The sequence below is a fragment of the Methylophilus sp. 'Pure River' genome, assembly GCF_046765995.1.
GTDB lineage: Bacteria > Pseudomonadota > Gammaproteobacteria > Burkholderiales > Methylophilaceae > Methylophilus.
Genome location: NZ_JBKOUE010000002.1, coordinates 45,838 through 63,118, shown reverse-complemented (window position 1 = coordinate 63,118; position 17,281 = coordinate 45,838). Strand labels below are relative to the sequence as shown.

The 17,281-nt window shown below is 47.3% G+C and carries 21 protein-coding genes; 8 read left to right on the top strand and 13 right to left on the bottom strand.

What is annotated here, in order from left to right:
- Positions 1-42 precede the first annotated feature (42 nt).
- Together lysA and lptM are read right to left on the bottom strand one after the other, a co-directional pair.
- Positions 43-1,287, bottom strand: coding sequence for a diaminopimelate decarboxylase (gene lysA / locus ACIDE9_RS02630; RefSeq protein ID WP_411992469.1), 1,245 nt, complete (start codon positions 1,285-1,287; stop codon positions 43-45).
- The gene (gene lptM, locus ACIDE9_RS02625; RefSeq protein ID WP_228522873.1) at positions 1,284-1,403 is read right to left on the bottom strand and encodes an LPS translocon maturation chaperone LptM; all 120 of its coding nucleotides are present in this window, start codon (positions 1,401-1,403) and stop codon (positions 1,284-1,286) included. Before lptM ends, lysA begins: the two co-directional genes overlap by 4 nt.
- Positions 1,404-1,585: 182 nt before the next feature.
- Here lptM and ACIDE9_RS02620 point away from each other — a divergent pair, with 182 nt between their 5' ends.
- From ACIDE9_RS02620 to ACIDE9_RS02595, 6 genes are read left to right on the top strand one after another with little or no spacing between them, the layout of a single operon-like run.
- Positions 1,586-1,996 (top strand): type IV pilin protein, encoded by a 411-nt coding sequence (locus ACIDE9_RS02620; RefSeq protein WP_411992467.1) that lies wholly within the window; start codon positions 1,586-1,588, stop codon positions 1,994-1,996.
- A 2-nt stretch (positions 1,997-1,998) separates the two neighbouring features.
- On the top strand, positions 1,999-2,511 hold the full coding sequence (locus ACIDE9_RS02615; protein ID WP_411992465.1) for a GspH/FimT family pseudopilin: 513 nt from the start codon (positions 1,999-2,001) through the stop codon (positions 2,509-2,511).
- The gene (locus ACIDE9_RS02610; protein ID WP_411992463.1) at positions 2,505-2,909 is read left to right on the top strand and encodes a hypothetical protein; all 405 of its coding nucleotides are present in this window, start codon (positions 2,505-2,507) and stop codon (positions 2,907-2,909) included. Before ACIDE9_RS02615 ends, ACIDE9_RS02610 begins: the two co-directional genes overlap by 7 nt.
- A complete protein-coding gene (locus ACIDE9_RS02605; protein WP_411992461.1) occupies positions 2,906-4,060 on the top strand; it encodes a PilW family protein in 1,155 nt (384 codons plus the stop codon). The genes ACIDE9_RS02610 and ACIDE9_RS02605 overlap by 4 nt, the downstream gene beginning before the upstream one ends.
- Positions 4,050-4,745, top strand: coding sequence for a hypothetical protein (locus tag ACIDE9_RS02600; protein WP_411992459.1), 696 nt, complete (start codon positions 4,050-4,052; stop codon positions 4,743-4,745). The genes ACIDE9_RS02605 and ACIDE9_RS02600 overlap by 11 nt, the downstream gene beginning before the upstream one ends.
- Positions 4,746-4,757: 12 nt before the next feature.
- Positions 4,758-8,783 carry a pilus assembly protein gene (locus tag ACIDE9_RS02595; RefSeq protein ID WP_411992457.1) on the top strand — a complete coding sequence of 1,342 codons (4,026 nt, stop codon included), beginning with the start codon at positions 4,758-4,760 and terminating at the stop codon, positions 8,781-8,783.
- Between the two features lie 303 nt (positions 8,784-9,086).
- Here ACIDE9_RS02595 and ACIDE9_RS02590 read toward each other — a convergent pair whose 3' ends face one another.
- Positions 9,087-9,242 carry a hypothetical protein gene (locus ACIDE9_RS02590; protein ID WP_019880917.1) on the bottom strand — a complete coding sequence of 52 codons (156 nt, stop codon included), beginning with the start codon at positions 9,240-9,242 and terminating at the stop codon, positions 9,087-9,089.
- A gap of 233 nt (positions 9,243-9,475) precedes the next feature.
- On the opposite strand from ACIDE9_RS02590, the gene ACIDE9_RS02585 reads away from it, so the two are divergent.
- Positions 9,476-9,886, top strand: a complete 411-nt coding sequence (locus tag ACIDE9_RS02585; RefSeq protein WP_411992455.1) for a hypothetical protein — start codon at positions 9,476-9,478, stop codon at positions 9,884-9,886.
- Between the two features lie 4 nt (positions 9,887-9,890).
- Here ACIDE9_RS02585 and ACIDE9_RS02580 read toward each other — a convergent pair whose 3' ends face one another.
- The 5 genes from ACIDE9_RS02580 to ACIDE9_RS02560 all read right to left on the bottom strand — a co-directional run bounded on the left by ACIDE9_RS02580 (position 9,891) and on the right by ACIDE9_RS02560 (position 12,375).
- Complete coding sequence (locus ACIDE9_RS02580; protein ID WP_411992453.1) at positions 9,891-10,394, bottom strand: DUF1993 family protein; 504 nt, start codon at positions 10,392-10,394, stop codon at positions 9,891-9,893.
- 12 nt (positions 10,395-10,406) lie between these two features.
- Positions 10,407-11,009, bottom strand: a complete 603-nt coding sequence (locus tag ACIDE9_RS02575; RefSeq protein WP_411992451.1) for an ATP-binding protein — start codon at positions 11,007-11,009, stop codon at positions 10,407-10,409.
- 150 nt (positions 11,010-11,159) lie between these two features.
- On the bottom strand, positions 11,160-11,528 hold the full coding sequence (locus ACIDE9_RS02570; RefSeq protein WP_019880923.1) for a hypothetical protein: 369 nt from the start codon (positions 11,526-11,528) through the stop codon (positions 11,160-11,162).
- A complete protein-coding gene (locus tag ACIDE9_RS02565; protein WP_019880925.1) occupies positions 11,525-11,899 on the bottom strand; it encodes an HTH domain-containing protein in 375 nt (124 codons plus the stop codon). Before ACIDE9_RS02565 ends, ACIDE9_RS02570 begins: the two co-directional genes overlap by 4 nt.
- 47 nt (positions 11,900-11,946) lie before the next feature.
- A complete protein-coding gene (locus ACIDE9_RS02560; RefSeq protein WP_019880926.1) occupies positions 11,947-12,375 on the bottom strand; it encodes a hypothetical protein in 429 nt (142 codons plus the stop codon).
- 124 nt (positions 12,376-12,499) lie between these two features.
- Here ACIDE9_RS02560 and ACIDE9_RS02555 point away from each other — a divergent pair, with 124 nt between their 5' ends.
- Positions 12,500-12,856 carry a helix-turn-helix domain-containing protein gene (locus ACIDE9_RS02555; protein ID WP_019880927.1) on the top strand — a complete coding sequence of 119 codons (357 nt, stop codon included), beginning with the start codon at positions 12,500-12,502 and terminating at the stop codon, positions 12,854-12,856.
- Positions 12,857-13,029: 173 nt separating this feature from the next.
- Here the strand turns inward: ACIDE9_RS02555 and ACIDE9_RS02550 are convergent, their stop codons facing one another.
- The 5 genes from ACIDE9_RS02550 to ACIDE9_RS02530 form a co-directional block, all read right to left on the bottom strand.
- Entirely contained in the window at positions 13,030-14,619 is a 1,590-nt protein-coding gene (locus tag ACIDE9_RS02550) for a hypothetical protein (RefSeq protein ID WP_019880928.1), read from the bottom strand.
- 40 nt (positions 14,620-14,659) lie between these two features.
- Complete coding sequence (locus ACIDE9_RS02545; RefSeq protein ID WP_019880929.1) at positions 14,660-14,845, bottom strand: hypothetical protein; 186 nt, start codon at positions 14,843-14,845, stop codon at positions 14,660-14,662.
- 510 nt (positions 14,846-15,355) lie between these two features.
- On the bottom strand, positions 15,356-15,805 hold the full coding sequence (locus ACIDE9_RS02540; protein ID WP_019880930.1) for a DUF6527 family protein: 450 nt from the start codon (positions 15,803-15,805) through the stop codon (positions 15,356-15,358).
- A complete protein-coding gene (locus ACIDE9_RS02535; RefSeq protein ID WP_019880931.1) occupies positions 15,795-16,964 on the bottom strand; it encodes a ThiF family adenylyltransferase in 1,170 nt (389 codons plus the stop codon). Before ACIDE9_RS02535 ends, ACIDE9_RS02540 begins: the two co-directional genes overlap by 11 nt.
- Complete coding sequence (locus ACIDE9_RS02530; protein ID WP_019880932.1) at positions 16,939-17,220, bottom strand: multiubiquitin domain-containing protein; 282 nt, start codon at positions 17,218-17,220, stop codon at positions 16,939-16,941. The genes ACIDE9_RS02535 and ACIDE9_RS02530 overlap by 26 nt, the downstream gene beginning before the upstream one ends.
- Positions 17,221-17,281: the final 61 nt, after the last annotated feature.

The window sequence follows — 17,281 nt, the reverse complement described above, 5'->3', positions numbered from 1 at the left end:
CGAAGCTTTGAGGCTTCGGTTTTTTATTGGCCATAGGGAGGCTTACGGCAGCGTACGTTCCAGTTTAAACAAGTCTGCAATTTGCTCGCGTTCGCGGATCACATGCACCTGGTCACCATCCACCAAGACTTCTGCCGCACGGGCACGCGTGTTGTAGTTGCTGGCCATGCTCATGCCATAGGCGCCAGCAGAATGAATCGCCAGGTAATCGCCTTCCTCAATTGACAATGTGCGGTCATGACCTAAAAAGTCACCGCTTTCACACACCGGGCCGACAATTTCATACACTTGCGCGGTAGCCGTTGATGGCGCAATGGTGGTGATGTTGTGGAATGCGTCATACAGGGCAGGGCGCATCAGGTCGTTCATGGCGGCATCGACGATGGCGAAGTTTTTCGATTCACCGGGCTTTAGGTACTCAACCTTGGTCAGCAACACGCCCGCATTACCCACCAGTGCACGGCCGGGCTCAAACAGCACTTTCACATTTCTGCCTGCCAGTTTTTGCAGGATAGCGGCGGTGTAGGCAGCAAAGTCTGGTGGCGTTTCGTCGCTGTAAGTAATACCGACGCCGCCGCCCACGTCTATGTGCTGGATATGAATGCCTTTGGCGGCCAGTGCGTCTACCAGGCCTAGTACTTTATCCAGCGCATCCAGGAAGGGAGACAGCTCGGTGATTTGTGAGCCGATATGGCAATCCACACCATGCACTACAATGTTGGGTGACTGTGCTGCTTTTTCGTACAAGCCCAGCGCATCTTCAAACGCCACGCCAAATTTATTGTTCTTCAGGCCGGTTGAAATGTAAGGGTGGGTTTTGGCATCCACATTCGGGTTCACCCGCAATGAAACCGGCGCTTGTTTGCCCAGGCTGGCCGCAACTTGCTGGATGCGATCCAGTTCATTCACGGACTCGACGTTAAAGCAAAAAATACCCGCTTCGAGTGCAGCTTTAATTTCAGCATGTGATTTGCCTACGCCCGAGAACACCACTTTTTTCGGGTCACCGCCTGCTGCCAATACACGCGCCAATTCGCCGCCAGACACAATATCAAACCCGGCCCCTAACCTGGCAAACAGGTTCAAAATTGCCAGGCTGGGGTTGGCTTTTACGGCAAAACATATCAAATGATCGTGGCCGACCAAGCCAGCCTGAAAGCGCTCGAAGGCCTGAGTTAGTGCGGCACGTGAATAGACGTACGTTGGTGTTTGATGGGCGTGGGCAATGTCACGCAGGGCTACATTCTCGGCATGCAGCAAGCCTTGTTGGGTCAAAAAAACGGTCACGATGTTGAGTTGCTTGGTTGAGGTTGAGGGTATTGGCGTTCAGGAATGTACAAGTCTCCCTTGAGGCCGCAGGCACTCAGTTGGGCCAATAACAGGGCCGCAGCCAGTAATCGCATCCAGCAGGAAGGCATGATTTACAGTCCAATATAAACAAAGACTTATTTTACCACTAAACCTCAAGTGGCTTATGGTCGCTGTTTTTGACCACTTGTCGGCTGATCTCAACCGCTGGTCGGCTAGTGCTGGACATGACAGCCACCTGTTTGCATGATAAGGCCATCTAAAAAGGGATTTGATCATGAAGCGCCCAAATCAATATGGTTTTAGCCTGATTGAAATGATGATAGTGGTGGCGATTATTGGCTTGTTGGCCAGTATTGCTGTGCCTGGTTACCAAGATTATGTCAGAAGCGGCAATGCGGCGGAAGCGCCAGCGAACCTGGCCAATTGCCGCGTGCAGGCTGAGCAGTTTTTCCAGGATAACTTCACTTATGTGGGCTTTGCCTGTGTGCCTAGCGATGCCAGGTTTTTTGATTACGGCGTTGATAACCAGTCAGCGACCACTTATACCTTGAGAGCCTCTGGTAGAGCGGCACAGAACATGGGCAACTTTGAGTTTACGGTAAATCAGGATAATGCCAAGACTTCAAGGTTTGATGGTACTACCGGCAGCACCTGCTGGTTAACTTCATCGTCTGGAAGTTGCTAGTCATGCAGCAAAAGGGATTCACATTGGTAGAGCTGGTCGTCACCATGGTGGTATTGGTCTCGGTGACTACGATTGCGATCCCGGCATTCCAAACTTCCATCGGTAATGCCCAGATCCGTACGGTGGCCGAGTCTATCCATAGTGGTTTGCAGCAAGCACGCATGGAAGCGATCAAGCGCAATGCCAGAGTCAAATTTACCCTGCAAACCAATAGTGCCTGGCAAATTGGCTGTGTCACTGTGGTCACGGGGTGCCCGGCGCTGATTACGCAAAGAAACGCCACGGAAGGGTCTTCTACTAATACAGCCGTGTCTGCAGATAATTATACTGCCGTGTTTAGCAGCTTTGGTACGCGCGACCCGGCGACGGCAGTGGGGCTGACAGTGGTCAATGTGACCAATACGCAAGTCAAAAGCGAGGAGCGCCGTGCGTTGCGTGTCTTGTTGGCCGCCGGTGGCAATGTCAAAGTGTGTGATCCGGCCGTGTCGACCGTGGGAGATCCTAGAGCATGTTAGTTTTTTCACGACAAAAACGTTCTGTTGCTATGCGCTTGCAGCAAGGCTCGGTACTGATTGAGTCTATGGTAGCGCTGGTGATTTTTAGCATGGGTGTGCTGGCACTGGTGGGTCTGCAAAGTGCCATGATTAAAAACAGTAGTGACAACCGCTACCGCGCAGAGGCACAGTTGATCGCACAAACGCATATTGCCAACATGATGGCATTTGGCGGCGATGCAGCGAACTACATTACGCAAGTCGATAAGGACAGAATTAAAACCCAGCTGCCTAATGGCACGCTGACGTTCTCGGCGCTGACCAACACCATGGTGACGGTCACCGTCGGTTGGCAGGTGCCTGGTGGTAGCCGCCACCAGGTTAATGCGTCCAGTTATTTGTTTGATGTGATGCCATGATGCGGCCTTCAGCGATGTTCTCACGTCAACACCCTGGGCGCGCAGAGGCTGGCCTGAGCCTGGTTGAATTGCTGGTAGGGCTGGCGATTGGCCTGGTGGCAACGTTGGCCATCAGCAATTTGTTTAGCGGGTTTGAAGCGCGCAAGCGCATGATTGCGGGCGGTTCAGATGCGCAGTCAAGCGGGGTGCTGGCCATGTATTACATGCAGCGCGACGCGCAGAATGCGGGTTATGGCCTGCCTTTGTATAACAGTAGTGACCCATCTCCTTTGTTGTGCCCGATCAACACCTCGATTAACCAGGGCGGAGTGATTATTAACTTGTCGCCAGTGGTGATTGTAGACGGTGGCACAGGCAGCGACATTGTGCGCATCCGCTATGGCAACCCGGCCAGTGGTGGTGCATCCTTGCGCGCCACGGGGACCATGACAGCGCCTACTTTGGATGGGCGCCTGATTGGTTGCCAGGAGAATGATGTGGTGCTGTTTCATCAAACACCGACCAATCCGAATTGCAGCCTTGGCCGCCTGCAAAAAGTTAATTCTGATCGCACCATAAATACCTTGTCTGAAATTAATACACCGCCTACGGCCAGCCCGGTGAGCATTTTGAATGGTGCCGACTGGGTGCGCTTTTCTTGTTTGGGCGCATGGAATCAGTATGAATATACGGTGAATGCCGCCATGGAACTGACGCGCACCGGAGGCACATCCGGCACCACGCCATTTCCGAATAGCGCGGCGGTACCCGTTGCCAGTGATATTGTGGCCTTGCAGGCGCAATACGGGATCACCGAGACCATAGACCCCACGGCGACCACCACCACCGCTGCCGCTTATTTGAACCGGGTTGATCGCTGGGTTGATGCCACTGGTACTTTTGGGCCGACGATGGCGCTCATGGACCGTAACCGCATTCGTGCGATCCGCATCGCAGTGATTGCCAGGGACGGCAATTTGCAAAGAAACACTGTTAGCCAGGCATGTAATGGTGCCTCAGCAGGCGTGAGCAGAGTGTGCATCTGGCAGGCAGACGCCAATCCTGCCAGTGTTGACTTAAGCAGTGTGCCCAACTGGCAGCGTTACCGCTACCGTAGTTTTGAAGCCACTATCCCGCTCAGAAACATTATTTGGAACCGCGATGCGCTATAGCCTTTTATCGTCCAGGGTGGCACGCAGGCTTTGGGTTCGCCAAAGCGGTATCGTGCTGTTTTTTGCCTTGCTGGCACTTGCCGTGATGTCGATTGCGGCGGTGGCCCTGATACGCAGTGTGGATACCAATGCCTTGCTGTCCGGCAATATGGTGTTCCGGCAGTCTGCCAGTACGGCCTCTAATGTGGCGTTGGAAGGTATTGCGCAGAGTATTGCTAAAAACGTATCGCTGTCGGTCAGTACTGCGCATCATCCAGCGTTGGGCTATTACGCTAATTGCAGCCAGTTTGATACCCAACCCGATGCGCTAGTATGCGATGGCAATCAGTTAACGACGATGGCGTGGAGTGATGGCAATAGCAGCCTCGCCCCCAGCCAGACCGATGGTAATGATGAGATTCGTAACGGTGTAGACCGTCAGGGGAATGAGATCCGCTATGTTGTTGAGCGCATGTGCAATTACAGCGATGCTGAAATTAATGCCGGTTCGGCATTGAGTGATGCCTCACGTTGCATGATGGCCAGTTCACCCAGCAATGGCGAGAACTGCTCTCATAATATTTCGAATATTGAGCTCTTCAAGCGCTGTATTGCTGGCTCGGATTCACCGCTATACCGGGTCACCTTGCGCATCGCCGGACCCAAAAACACCGTCACTTTTTTGCAAACGTTTATCTCCAACTAAATGGGTGGAACGATGAAAAGCCAACACTGGATCAAAAAACTTCTCTGGCTGGGCCTGTTGCTGCCGGGTATTGTGCAAGCTGAGTTTCTGGATCTGGCGACCATGCCGTTGCAAACCTCTGGTAGCTCGGATGTGAAGCCTAACTTGATGTTTGTGCTGGATAACTCGGGCAGTATGGGCTGGGATTATGCGCCTGACTGGTCCAATTCTTCTTCACCGTGGTTATTTGATAATGCGGATTACAACACACAGTATTACAACCCCGAGGTGCAATATAGCCCGCCGCTGACCTACCTGGGCGTGAGTATGGCTAACCAGACTAATTTTGCGGCGGTGCCGAATGAGGTGAATGATCTGGGCGGTGGCAAAAACGGGACCACTGATATCCGCTCGATGGCGACTTACTATGCGTTTATCCCAGGAGAGTTTTGCTCCACGCCTAGCCTGACCAGTTGCGTGATCTCGAAAGAGGCAACGGGAAGCTATATTTATCCGTCCAATATCCGCTGGTGTAACACCAGCACGGCTGCAACCAGGCGCAGTTTGACCGGCTCCATGTATTGTCAGAAGATCCGCAATGCCAGCAGTACCGTGAATGACGGCAATACCTATACCAATTTGCGCAGGCCTATCTCCACCTATACCCTGACGCTGAACAAGACCAGTAATAATGCGTCCATACAAAGCATAAAAATCAATAATATTGAGCTTTTATCCACTACCGTCTCAGTCAACAACTCATATAACAGCAGCCAGTTTGCCAGTGAGGTACGCAATAATATGTGCCGTACCAGTCTGTCGGGCAATTGCAACCTGAGCGGTAATACGGTCAATATCAGCAGCAATGTGCTGACGATTATTACGCCTGCTGGTGAGCCAGTGAACACCGCCGCCCCGATTCAAGTCACCATGACAGGTGGCAACTACACGGCTCAACTGACGACTAATACCACCACTGACATTCCCGGCAGCATGGTCTACGTCAAGATTTCAAGTGATGTCCCTTATACAGCCCCGGGAAAAACGACCAAAGGGCTGGATAGGCTGGATTGTACCGGCACTACTTGTACGCTTACCGAGGAGATGACCAACTTTGCTAACTGGTGGGCGTATTACCGTACACGTATGCAGTCGATGAAAACGGCAGCCAGCCAGGCATTCAAGGCGCTGGATTCCCGTTATCGCGTTGGTCTGGTCACCATTAATAGTCCGAGTTCCAACTATCTGGCACTGGCACCGTTTAATGCTAGCCAGAAGCAATCCTGGTACCAGAAACTGTTTGCGGTGTCTGCCAGTGGCGGCACCCCGTTGCGTACGGCGCTATCCAGCGTAGGGCGGCATTTTGCTGGTAAAAAAACATTGGGCAATGATGACCCAATGCAATATGCCTGTCAGTCTAATTTCACCTTGCTGACCACGGATGGTTACTGGAACGACAGTAGCAACCCAACCCGTATCAATAGTACAGCCATCGGTGACCAGGACGGTAGCAGTCCACGGCCACAGTTCGACAGTAGCGCTAAGTCCAACACGCTGGCGGATACGGCCAAGTATTTTTATGATACAGATATCCGGGATAATACGTTCTCGAATTGTACCGGTGGCTTAGGCTCTTCTGTGTGTGGTACAACCAATGATTATCCAAAACAGAATATGGTGACCATGACCTTGGGCCTGGGCATTGACGGCACATTGGTTTATACCGAGGACTACAAAACGCGGACCTCCGGCGATTACAAGGATATTTCTTCCAATGCAAAAAACTGGCCGGACCCAACCCTCAATGAGGATGGCACCCGTATTGATGACTTATGGCATGCGGCAGTGAACGCAGGCGGCACCTATTACAGTGCCAGCAACCCCAAGTTGTTACGTGAGTCATTAGCGAAGGGCTTGTCCGAGATCAAGTCTATCCAGGGCGCCAGTGCCGCCGCTGCCGCCAGTAGCCTGGCGCCGACCAATGGGGATAATTTCCAGTATGTGGCCAGTTACCAGTCCGTGAAGTGGACAGGCAATCTGGAGGCACGCACAGTTAACACGACCTCTTTGCAAACGTCAGAAAGCGCCGTATGGTGCGTTGAGAATGTGGCCGCAGAAACATGTACCTCACCTGCAACGGCGGCTAGCCAGGACGGTAAGCTGTATTGTAAAACGACTAACTCTGATCAGACTGCGTGCGGGAATGCAGGGGGCGCATTAGGTTCTGCCATTGGCATGAGTGAGCCTGCCTCGTGTTATGTGGCGATTGCAAGCAGTTGTACTGGCAAGTTACAGAATCAGCTGGGTGCAAACCGTCAAATATTCTTTAATGTCAATAATGCAATGGTATTGTTTACGGCAGATAACTTACCTGTGCAGCATCGCACTACGCTGGAAAATGGGTATAAAGCGTTGAGCCAGATGCAGGGCTTGCCTGCCAGCGACCTGCGGATGACTGAACCTAATAAAGCCGGCAAGTTGGTGGATTATCTCCGAGGGAATAAGACTTACGAAGATACCTCATCTAATCCGGTTGCAGATAATCGCTGGTTCCGTGAGCGGTTAGCAACGCTGGGGGATATCTCACAGTCACGCCCCGCTTATTTCAAAGCCTCTAATGTGGATTATCTGGATGCTGGTTATAAAGCCTATAAGGCATCAAGAAAAGCCTTGCAAAGTGGAACGGTCTATGTGGGCGCCAATGATGGTATGTTACATGCCTTCAACGCCGATAACGGTAATGAGCTGTGGGCATTTATCCCCACCCCGGTGATTGCCAACCTGGCCAATCTGGCCGATAAAGAGTATGGCTCCAATTACCATACCAATTACGTGAATGGCAGCCCGGTGGTTACCGATGTTTGTATCTCCGGCTGCAGTGGCGATAGTGCTATTTGGCGCACTATCCTGGTTTCTGGGTTAAATGGCGGCGGGCGTGGCTATTTTGCCATTGATGTGACGAACCCCGGTAGCCCCGTGTTGCTGTGGGAGTTTTATGCGCAGACCACCGGCGCGAATAATAATTTGGGGTATACCTTTGGTAACCCGCTGGTGACTAAAATGCAGGATGGCCGCTGGGTAGTGCTGGTGACTTCGGGCTATAACAATGGCACCAATGCGCGTAAATTGAATGATGGTACATTGGTCGCTAACACGCCAACCGGGAATGGCGGCGGTTACCTGTATGTGCTCGATGCCAATACCGGCAGCGTGTTGAAAACTCTCTCTACCGGTGAAGGCAGTGCTGGCGAGCCTAGTGGCCTATCAAGAATCTCGGCCTATGCTGACCAGATGTTTGAAAATAACATGGCCTTGAATGTGTATGGTGGTGATTTAAATGGCAACATCTGGCGCTTTAACATCAACACTAATGCAGTGACTAAAATTGCGACCTTACGTGATGGCGGCGGTAATGTGCAAAAAATCACTACCCAACCAGAATTGGGTAAGGTCGACAATAACAAGGTGGTCATGGTGGGGACAGGGAAGTTTCTCGAACCGGCTGATTTGACAAACACCCCACAAAACTCTGCATACACGTTTAAAGATAACGGGCAAACCACGGCAATCGGGCGTGCGCAACTGACGACGCAATCACTGAGCGGTGATCGTGTCGTGACCTCGAGTGGGACGGTCAATTTTGATACCGGCTATGGCTGGGTGCTGGATTTCCCGGCGGGTGAGCGCGTTAACCTTGATCCACTGTTGTTAAATGGTGCACTCATGATGCCAACCATGGTGCCCAGCAGCGAGGCCTGTAATGGCGCAGGGTATGGCTGGTTTAACTTCTTTAACTACAAAAAAGGCGGCTCTTTGCTAACCAGTGGCATCGTTTCCGAACGCATGACTACCCCGGCGGTGGGCTTCAATATCGTTTATGACGGTAATGGCGTGCCACATGTGGTGGTGACGGGCAGTAATGACCCAACACCGCAGCAACTGAGTCTGGACGACCAGGTGTTTGGCCTCTCGGCGACGAGCAGGTCGACTGAGATTTTCAAGCAGAAGAATAATGGTAGTTATGGCACCAAGCAAAGCTGGCATGAGCTCATACAATAAGTAGCAAATAAAAAAGCCCCGATAGGGGCTTTTTTTATCTCAGCGAGTTACTTCACTCGTTTTGCAAACACATACAAAATCAGACAAATCGCTACAACAACGCCAATCAGGGTATAGATGCCTACCGCGCCTAAAAACATGGTTGCCTCCAGTGATGGTGATGGTCGAGGGTTTATTTTAGGCAAACACTGAGTCAGTGTCTAGGCGTGGTCGAGACGCATGGATGGAGGGCTGTGTGGCAGAGGTGCTGCGTGGGTTTGGTACGGATTAGCCGCGGCTGGTTGCCGGGCAACACTCTGAGCGTTATACCACTTCCAGAGAGAGCTCTGCAGGTTTGTAAATTGCTTGAATATTATTGTCAGCCACAATGTCTTCTGCCAAGTACATAATGTCCTGTGCAGTCATCAGCTCAGGCATGCTGGCGGTATAGGTCAGTGGCTCATCTTGCCATTCGCTCATGATTTTTCCTTTATTGGCTGGTATGTATAACTGTATTAACGTCATGCTTGCTCCATTCTTAAGTCGGGCATCCTGATTTATGGCGGTCATTCATGTCGCCATCGGTTAAAACTATGTTAACCCGCCTGTGTGACGCTTTCGTGAAGTGCATGCATTGTTTAGATGACAATTCCCTTGCTATCTATCTGCCATGAAATGGCGCACAATAAATGCAATTGGAGCGAGGGGTGGCTATGAAAACTGCAAGAGTGTTGGTTGTGCTGGTGATTGGTTTGCTGGGCTATGCGGGGTTTTGGTACTGGCAATCGCTGGCCGAGGTTGAGCCAACTCACCAGCAGAGTGATGTCGTGCAGGCGATTAATCAGTGTGATTTGATTGCCAGCAAGGCAGCGGCTGAGCTGCCTGAAGTGTTGCCGTTTCAAAAGCTGGAAAAAGCGGCACGGCAGTCACGCGTACTGGATCGCTGCATGCAAGATCGCGGGTATGCGCAGAATCCAGCCTGGGTGACTGAGGCCAATCAGCAAGCGCAGCGTATCGCGCACGAGCAAGGGGTTTCCGAGGCTGAGGCGTATGAAACGCTGCGGCGCCAGGCCATGTTAAAAGCGCAGCCAAACGTCGTTGGCTATTGGCGCAAATCTGCCTGAGCGATTAGCGTTTTTGGCCGAGGTAGTCGGTTTTACCAAGCGGCACGCCCAGGTGGCGCAATATGTTATAGGCCGTGGTGGTGTGAAAGTAGACGTTCGGCATGACCCATTTTTCCAGATAATCCAGCCCGGTAAATGTCAGGTCGACCTTGCGAATTGTCAACACGACTTCTTTACTGGCCGCGCCTTCCAACTGTTCTGGTTTGATTTGCGCCAGAAAATCTACGGTTTTATCAATTCTGACATAAAGCGTCTCGAAGCTGGTTTCATCATCGGCATATTGCGGAATCTCTAATCCGGCCAGTCTTGCGCCCGCGCCTTTGCTCATATCGCTGACCAGTTGTACTTGTTTGGTCAGTGGGTACATGTCGACAGCTAGGCGGCTATCCAGCACGACTTCAGGCGCCACTTTTTTCTGCTCAGCGTACAGCTCGCCTTGTTGCAGGATGTGTTTCAGGTTTTGTAGGGTGCGCAACAATGGCGCGATACTGACGTCGTATAAATGCATGGCGTAACTCCTTTAATAGTCATAACGCCGATATTGTAACGCTTCTGCAATGTGGGCATCGCTGATGTGTTCTGTGCCTGCCAGATCGGCGATAGTTCTGCCAACCTTGAGAATGCGATGATAACTACGGGCAGACAGGGAAAATTTTTGCATGGCGCTTTGTAGTAGCTGGCTGGCTTGTTCGCCGAGTTGGCAAACCGCTGAAAGCTCCAGTGGTCCCAGTGTTGCATTGGGTTTTTGCTGGCGTTGCATTTGCCGCTGTCTTGCCAGCATCACGCGGGAGCGCATGCTGGTACTGTTTTCTCCGGGATGATGCTGGCTCAACTCCTCAGGTTTCAGCGCGGGCACATCAATATTCATGTCAATGCGGTCTAAAAGCGGCCCGGAAAGTTTGTTTTTGTAACGTAAAATTTGCTCTGGCGTACAGCGGCAGCGTTGGTTGTAATGGCCAAAATAGCCGCAGGGGCAGGGGTTCATGGCGGCAATCAGTTGAAATTGTGCCGGAAAAGTCGCCTGCCTGGCGGCACGCGAAATCGTAATGTGGCCGTTTTCCAGCGGCTCGCGTAATACCTCCAGTACTTTGCGGTCAAACTCCGGCATTTTGCTTTTTACCATGCTTTACAATAAATGTAGTCCATATCTTGATAAGCCACTACTTTTTTGTTGTATGCGAATTAACTGGAAACTCCTGAATGCGGTCGACAGTAATCCGGATCAGCTCGTGATGGAAGATAAAACTTACTGATTTTCTCTGCCAACGCTCTCTTAAAGGTCAATTTTAGCGTGCTTATTTTCTTCGGTAACCATTGATATCAACATGGCGAGATCTGTTTGATCAGTGTTTATTTGTTGATCTTCTGAAGACTCATTAAACAAACTTGAAATTAATTTGAGCTCCAGATCTTGTGGGGATAATCGGGCTATTGCCGCCAATTGATCGGCAGTTGGCAGGCCGTGATCAGAAGAGTATGCAATTTTTAACGAATTTCTTAAGCTAATGAGTACTAACTGAATCAACGCTTCAATAGATGTTGTACCAGTGATTGTCATGAGCGCATTAGCTGTTTCCAAGCTAACTGAGGTCTCAGTGTCGCTTTCAAAATGTATAGTTATTTGCGTAGAGTGCGCTTTCATGTGAATCTGCATTCAAGGGTCACTTGTTCGACAACAGCGCATACCACTTTAATACGCCTGAGACCCGGGTGGACTTTTTCTGTTACGATGATCATGCCTGCAGCTTGCATAGCATCAATATCGCGCTTTACAGTGCTTCTATTTCGCTTAAGTCTTTTTGCTAGAGCAGTAATTGACCCAGGTTCTTTCTTGATAGCTCTGAATAAATTTAATCTTGCACCGGAAATTAGTTTTATAAGGTCACTTGGATCTTCAAACGTTAGAATTAGTTTACTGGGGGCTGGCTTACTTGCATCTAACGCTCTAGAAATGAGAACCCCTCTTTTGAAAAAGTCTGCATCAGATCCAGTTTTGATTGGGACTTTCTTCATTTTTGTTCCCTTAAGGCGTGTAGAAGATTGAGCGCACTAATAACCACTTAGCTGAACTTTAAGATTGTATCGAATTTAAGATTTAGTAAATCTCCACCAAACCCACCAAGATCGTAATCTAAAAACTTACCGATTTCAGTTTCAAATCGGTAAATAATATTCGCGTAATCTTCAATTTGGTAGATCGCTTTTGAAATCGACCTCAGCCTTTGAATAGACCAGCTTTCAGTCTTATTCAAATTAGCTGGGGTTACAATGTAAGTCTTCTCAATCTCATTCATGCTTGCAAAATGATGAAGATTAATTACATCACCAATTAGGTGAGTCGATCTGAAAGTCGCCTCCACAGAGCCCTTTTCAAATTGAGGTACCTCGCACATAAACCAGGGCGAAAACGAAATAAGTTCCACACCAGAGAAGTTAAATGAATCCTCCCAAAATGAAGGAATGAAGTTGTCTTTGTTGGCAATGAACATGAGGTCAAACACAATATTATGAACAATATATCGTTCATTATCTCAGTATGTTATTCAAAGATATACTAATTCTTTAAATATAACAGCTTGCCATTAATAGTATAAATACATGGCCCACTCCTAAATGACCAATATATTGCGTGGTTATATATTGGTCGGTAAGCAAATATTCAAGCTTCCTTTTGACTGGAAGTTTGCTGTGGATATTAAACAAGCATTTGGGAAAACTTTCGCAAAAGCAAGAAAGAGTGCGAAGTTGGTACAAGACGATTTTGAGCAGGTTAGCTCAAGGTCTTACATTAGCTATATTGAGCGGGGTAAGGTTTCAATTAGTTTGGAAAAGTTAGATGAATTGTCTGAAGTCGTTGGTCTGCATCCCGTCTCTTTATTGTTTCAGACTTACTTATCAACTGACAAAGATAATTCTGCGTTAGATTTGATTTCTAGGATTATGGCGGATCTTAAAAGATTTGAAGAGTAACCATTATGAAATGATTTCACTCTCACATCCTAACTGATAGCAGTTGCAAACTTCTATTGCCTGGAGCTTTGATTATGTGGCATAGAGCTTCCAATTATTTACGATCTGTCGTTATACATTCGCATGTATCTTGCTGCATATTTTGAAGAAGTCTTTGCTACATTAAATGATCATTAGGGCGTCCGGCCCCTGATTGGCTCCAAAGGAGTGTTATCAGTGGTTTGAGTGCCCGACTTCACCAAGCCATCTTGGAACTGAAGGAATGTGCCAACCTCGATGATATCTAAGGGATAGTTTTTGTTTAGATAGAACATTAATATGGAGTTCGCAACTGTGTCGCCCGTTGGGTCGATTAACGCGAATGCTACTAAACTAGGGACTATGTTTTCTTTATCGTGGGCACCGTAAACAGCTTTTAAGTGTAGCTCAAGTATCCATACTCGCTTAGGAAGATGCATCGTCCTAAGTTCGTCTTGCAGCTCTTTTGGCATAGTTGTTGTTGTTGCCCAGGTTCTGAGTTTCCGTTTTTCAACTAATAGAACTCTAATAGCAATATCTGATGCGGACAGTTCGAGTGCTTCTTTATCTGCAGCGGTAGCAAAGCCTTCATATATATCTGAAACGACAGTTAAACCAATACTTAACGCCTCCTCACCAGACATGAAAACATCAGCTGGTAACAATGGCAATGCGTACACCATTTGTTCCATTGAGTAACCTGTGCCACCTCCAGATGAAGAAGGAAACGGCATGTATGGACCAGAATTATCATTATTGATAATGAAGTCTGGAATCCAACTCGAAGCATGTACTAACCTTAAATCTAGGCTTGCTGAATTTGAGACCTCTACCGTCTGGAATTCTGTGGTGTTGGCATTCCATGTATGGCCAACTGCAACAACTGCATGTCCGCCAATTTTATGGATTAGTAGTAAAACGACTGGTATTTCAGATTCAATGTATGGGTGGATAGTTCGTTTTGCTGTTTGAACATCAGCAGGATTCATGGCATCTAGGCTTTGGTTATGCCACTGCCCTAACCAAATAGAATGTGGAGAATAACCTGCTGACCTAATCGCTTCCATCATTTGAATCTGAGTTAATCCTTGGCGATTCGGTTTGATACGTCCGTTGGCGTTATAGCGAGTAGCAGCATCTGTAATTTGTGCGGGATCGTGAGCTCGATCACCTTCCCGTTTACGGAGTGTTCTTAGGGCCATCCAAATGGAGGCTTGAGCACATGCGCCTACAGCATTATCTTGCTGCATAAATGGTGTTCCGAAGACAGACAATTCTCTGCCCATAATATGCACAGGAAATTTATCGGCGCTTCGTATAAATCCAGGTACGACTTCTGAGCTTAAGATTGTCGCACCTACTGGACTCGTAATAACTGGTCTGAGAGTAATAAAACCTAAATAATGTTCAGGTGGTGTCGAGTCAATATATTCCAGTTGGGTTAACTCGGTGGCTTTAGACTCTTTGAAGAAGTGCAGTCTTGTACAGTAGCGACTGACTTCATTGAATTGCTTGCTGTAGTACGAGCTATATTCTGCTAGAAAATCTGGATCAAGCACTTTGTGTTGAGCCATTATGGTTATTGCGCCAGCCTGAAAAAGCGCTTCACAGCATTTTAGTAATGGATTCTGAGTGTCAACAGATTGTTGAGGTTTACGGCGTGAAATGGACTCAAGTTCTGAATATACAATACTCAGAAGAGAATTATAGTCCGTGATATTGTGAATTGTTATTCTTGGATCCATAAAAAAGCCGTCCTATGACGGCTCTATTATCCAATAAAAATCAAAAGACTGTAATATTTAATGACTCTTCTACAGCCCGTCTTTGTTCATTACGAATTTCTTCAATTTTGGTCGAAATCTGATTAGAAAGATTGTTTCGAATTTCCTGTGCTTTATCTTCAGGCATCGGAACGGTTTTGCTTTCACTCTTTGCTACTTCAAGAACGAATAAACCTAGATTAGACATGGTTAACTCCAATATTTAAGCATGATAACGACGCTTAATCTGTAAAGTTTAATAACTATGTTTTAATTTGAAACCTTAGATGAGATAAAGGTTTCTTGTTGTTATTAAATAATCACGCAAAAAAATAGAGATTGCTATCAATCTCGACTTAAGTATCTATATTGTTTGCAAATTATCTCTTTGACAATTTTGGTTGTCAATAACGGGACCTTGTGAATGCGATGACTTCGATGGCTGCGAATGGCGCTTAATCTTTAGGCGTTGCCTTATGGCGCGTGCGGAAGATTATTGGTGTAGTTAAGGTGGATTTTGGAAGATATCGGCTAAGAAGTGCGTTCATTTGCATTTTAGGCAGATGTTTATTCGATCTTTAAAAGATTCCGCTAATAATCTTTTAGAAAAATGTATCTTTTTTGTAACAAGCGCAACAAATTCGATGAGTTTGGATCAGTTCGAAGAATTTTCAGTAAGAACAAGTTATTCGTTTGGAGCGATAACTTGTTCTTAGGGTTATTGAAAAAAGCGAGATATTTTTCTGAAAAGAGTGATGATTAAATTCTGATCGATCTTCTCGGGCTGAGCGTTAGAGTTCGGACGATGATTCTCTTGCATATCGGCAACCTTGTAGTGCTGAGATTTTGCGTATTTGTCTCTTTTCCTTACTTCGTCGATTTCTTCTTTGGTAAATTTCCCAGACCATTTGATGCTGCCATTTTTGATCCAGTAATGGGATTGACAAGGAAAGCTCCAATTCCCGATTGAAGGATGTAACGAAACATTCTCACCGTCAAACATTAGCTTCCAGTCAGTGGGGGATAGTGGTGTCACGACTTTTTCTCCGCAGCCACAACAACAGCTATGAATCGCTGTTCCATACGCCATGGAAACGTAAATGACTCCCTCTTCTAAAGAGGGAGGCATAAACTCTACGAACTCTGGTTTAAGAAATTTAGTTTTCATTTTCACATTCACTTAAGTACAAGTTTGTATCGACTGTGTAAGTCGAATGATGCTCGTTTTCGTGATCATGGTAAAAACCACTGAGTTTTTTCCATTTAATGACTGCAAGTGATGCGTTTAATGAGTTCAAATCCGCGATCTGAATATTCTGTGCATACTCATCATCATCCCTGTCATGGAGCGATACTTTTCTAGCAACGTGGTCACGTTTGGTCTGGGTGCTTGTTGTGACACGTACTGTAGCAATTAAGGCATCGTTTATTGCTTGCACACCAATTCCAACATCTATAAAAGATGTACCGTCACCTTCAAGTTTTGCGATAAGCAGTTTTTTAATCTCTCCCTTATCAATGCATATGAAAACGAAATCAAAGTCAGGTAACTCATTGATGTTGGACTCATTGAGATATTCAGAATGCGCAATTATGTTTTTATGCATATTTGAATAGATGCTTCTGAAGTGATCTACTTTGAAGCTTTGTGCATTTAACTGCTCAAGACTAACTGCACCTGGCGCCCGAAAGGCATTGTGCTGTAGAAATTTATCGCCATCATATAAATGAATTTCAGCCACAGGTGTTTTAGCTACTAAATCCAATACATATGATCCAGTGCCGCCAAGCCCAATAATCGCGATCTTTTTATGTTTGAATTTATCGTTTATTGTTGAAATACCAGCTCTGCTAGACCATGAGTCTAGATAGTGAAAAACGGATTCAGAATCGACCGATTCAATAGTCTTAAACGTACATGCACTCAATCCAGTTGGTGCTGAAATGATGTCGATATAGCGTTTCATTTTTTCGTAGTAATTGGGATAGCCGAAGCCATCACGAGGTTTACTAGAAAATGAATGGTTTATTTCAACACCTTCTGCCAAGGTTTGATTGTGGGATGCGTGTCTAAAGCCTTCGATAGGTGACCCATCTTTGTGGCAAGGGTAGTCACCTTTAAACATTCCCACATGGGTGTCAGGCTTGGTTGTGACATTGCCCGCAAGATGAAGGGTCGAAACCAAAGTGCCATACTTCAGTTCTCGGTTCGAGTTAATATAAGGTACGCCTGAAATCAATAAGTGGCCTGATTTTATTTGAACCTCATATCCTTCATCACGTAACCTTTTTAGGTCGGGACTATGATTTATCAGTTGGTGTGACATTGAATACCATGCCTTTCTTTGCTTTAACTGTATCGCCAACATCCATAGATCCTTGTTGATTAGAGGAGGGGCCTTTTCTGTATGTGACGGTGTAGATTACATTGCTACCAACAACCGCACCAGGGAAGCCTAGTTGAACCACCTCTAAATAGGTTAGATCTTTGTCTTCTACTGTATGCTGGGTAGCATTTACGATGATTGTAATTTCGTGGCCCTTTGCTTTGTCTGCTTGTGATTCTTTTTCAATTTCACTCATGATGTTCTCCGTTAAAAACTATATTCATATACTGCATAATTGAAAGGGCTACGAAAGGATG